Source organism: Streptomyces sp. a15, assembly GCF_059026085.1.
The window spans coordinates 1,648-4,866 of the sequence record NZ_JBWLKM010000183.1; the positions used below are offsets into that span (position 1 = coordinate 1,648).

The window sequence follows — 3,219 nt, forward strand, 5'->3', positions numbered from 1 at the left end:
GGGTGGCTGGTCGTTGTTTGAGAACTGCACAGTGGACGCGAGCATCTGTGGCCAAGTTTTTAAGGGCGCACGGTGGATGCCTTGGCACCAGGAACCGATGAAGGACGTGGGAGGCCACGATAGTCCCCGGGGAGTCGTCAACCAGGCTTTGATCCGGGGGTTTCCGAATGGGGAAACCCGGCAGTCGTCATGGGCTGTCACCCATACCTGAACACATAGGGTATGTGGAGGGAACGCGGGGAAGTGAAACATCTCAGTACCCGCAGGAAGAGAAAACAACCGTGATTCCGGGAGTAGTGGCGAGCGAAACCGGATGAGGCCAAACCGTATACGTGTGAGACCCGGCAGGGGTTGCGTATGCGGGGTTGTGGGATCTCTCTTTTACGGTCTGCCGGCCGTGAGACGAGTCAGAAACCGTTGATGTAGGCGAAGGACATGCGAAAGGTCCGGCGTAGAGGGTAAGACCCCCGTAGTCGAAACATCAGCGGCTCGTTTGAGAGACACCCAAGTAGCACGGGGCCCGAGAAATCCCGTGTGAATCTGGCGGGACCACCCGCTAAGCCTAAATATTCCCTGGTGACCGATAGCGGATAGTACCGTGAGGGAATGGTGAAAAGTACCGCGGGAGCGGAGTGAAATAGTACCTGAAACCGTGTGCCTACAAGCCGTGGGAGCGTCGCTGTATGTGCTTGCACATACAGTCGTGACTGCGTGCCTTTTGAAGAATGAGCCTGCGAGTTTGCGGTGTGTTGCGAGGTTAACCCGGGTGGGGTAGCCGTAGCGAAAGCGAGTCCGAACAGGGCGTTTGAGTAGCACGCTCAAGACCCGAAGCGGAGTGATCTAGCCATGGGCAGGTTGAAGCGGCTGTAAGAGGTCGTGGAGGACCGAACCCACCAGGGTTGAAAACCTGGGGGATGACCTGTGGTTAGGGGTGAAAGGCCAATCAAACTCCGTGATAGCTGGTTCTCCCCGAAATGCATTTAGGTGCAGCGTCGTGTGTTTCTTGCCGGAGGTAGAGCACTGGATAGGCGATGGGCCCTACCGGGTTACTGACCTTAGCCAAACTCCGAATGCCGGTAAGTGAGAGCGCGGCAGTGAGACTGTGGGGGATAAGCTCCATGGTCGAGAGGGAAACAGCCCAGAGCATCGACTAAGGCCCCTAAGCGTACGCTAAGTGGGAAAGGATGTGGAGTCGCACAGACAACCAGGAGGTTGGCTTAGAAGCAGCCACCCTTGAAAGAGTGCGTAATAGCTCACTGGTCTAGTGATTCCGCGCCGACAATGTAGCGGGGCTCAAGCGTACCGCCGAAGTCGTGTCATTCATGCAATAGGGCCAACGCCCGTATGGATGGGTAGGGGAGCGTCGTGTGCCGGGTGAAGCAGCCGCGGAAGCGAGTTGTGGACGGTTCACGAGTGAGAATGCAGGCATGAGTAGCGATACACACGTGAGAAACGTGTGCGCCGATTGACTAAGGGTTCCTGGGTCAAGCTGATCTGCCCAGGGTAAGTCGGGACCTAAGGCGAGGCCGACAGGCGTAGTCGATGGATAACCGGTTGATATTCCGGTACCCGCTGTGAAGCGTCAAACATCGAGCCCACTAATGCTAAGGCCGTGAAGCCGCCCTGGAGCCTTCGGGCAAAGGGGAGTGGTGGAGCCGCCGGTCCAAGGTGGTAGTAGGTGAGTGATGGGGTGACGCAGGAAGGTAGTCCAGCCCGGGCGGTGGTTGTCCCGGGGTAAGGGTGTAGGCCGAGTGGCAGGTAAATCCGCCGCTCATCAAGGCTGAGACCTGATGCCGAGCCGATTGTGGTGAAGTGGATGATCCTATGCTGTCGAGAAAAGCCTCTAGCGAGTTTCATGGCGGCCCGTACCCTAAACCGACTCAGGTGGTCAGGTAGAGAATACCGAGGCGTTCGGGTGAACTATGGTTAAGGAACTCGGCAAAATGCCCCCGTAACTTCGGGAGAAGGGGGGCCATCACCGGTGAGAGGACTTGCTCCTCGAGCTGGGGGTGGCCGCAGAGACCAGCGAGAAGCGACTGTTTACTAAAAACACAGGTCCGTGCGAAGCCGTAAGGCGATGTATACGGACTGACGCCTGCCCGGTGCTGGAACGTTAAGGGGACCGGTTAGTCACTCTTCGGGGTGGCGAAGCTGAGAACTTAAGCGCCAGTAAACGGCGGTGGTAACTATAACCATCCTAAGGTAGCGAAATTCCTTGTCGGGTAAGTTCCGACCTGCACGAATGGCGTAACGACTTCTCGACTGTCTCAACCATAGGCCCGGTGAAATTGCACTACGAGTAAAGATGCTCGTTTCGCGCAGCAGGACGGAAAGACCCCGGGACCTTTACTACAGTTTGATATTGGTGTTCGGTTCGGCTTGTGTAGGATAGCTGGGAGACTGTGAAGCTTGGACGCCAGTTCAGGTGGAGTCGTCGTTGAAATACCAGTCTGGTCGTGCTGGATGTCTAACCTGGGTCCGTGATCCGGATCAGGGACAGTGTCTGATGGGTAGTTTAACTGGGGCGGTTGCCTCCTAAAGAGTAACGGAGGCGCCCAAAGGTTCCCTCAGCCTGGTTGGTAATCAGGTGTTGAGTGTAAGTGCACAAGGGAGCTTGACTGTGAGACCGACGGGTCGAGCAGGGACGAAAGTCGGGACTAGTGATCCGGCGGTGGCTTGTGGAAGCGCCGTCGCTCAACGGATAAAAGGTACCCCGGGGATAACAGGCTGATCTTCCCCAAGAGTCCATATCGACGGGATGGTTTGGCACCTCGATGTCGGCTCGTCGCATCCTGGGGCTGGAGTCGGTCCCAAGGGTTGGGCTGTTCGCCCATTAAAGCGGTACGCGAGCTGGGTTTAGAACGTCGTGAGACAGTTCGGTCCCTATCCGCTGCGCGCGCAGGAATATTGAGAAGGGCTGTCCCTAGTACGAGAGGACCGGGACGGACGAACCTCTGGTGTGCCAGTTGTCCTGCCAAGGGCATGGCTGGTTGGCTACGTTCGGGAGGGATAACCGCTGAAAGCATCTAAGCGGGAAGCCTGCTTCGAGATGAGTATTCCCACCCCCTTTGAGGGGTTAAGGCTCCCAGTAGACGACTGGGTTGATAGGCCGGATCTGGAAGCCCAGTAATGGGTGGAGGTGACCGGTACTAATAGGCCGAGGGCTTGTCCTCAGTTGCTCGCGTCCACTGTGTTGGTTCTGAAACCACGAACAGCCCC

The 3,219-nt window shown here is 57.1% G+C and carries 1 rRNA gene; it reads left to right on the forward strand.

Annotation, left to right across the window (positions count from 1 at the left end):
• Nucleotides 1–49 precede the first annotated feature (49 nt).
• Nucleotides 50–3,173: ribosomal RNA gene (locus tag AC5P09_RS51195) — 23S ribosomal RNA — on the forward strand.
• Nucleotides 3,174–3,219: the final 46 nt, after the last annotated feature.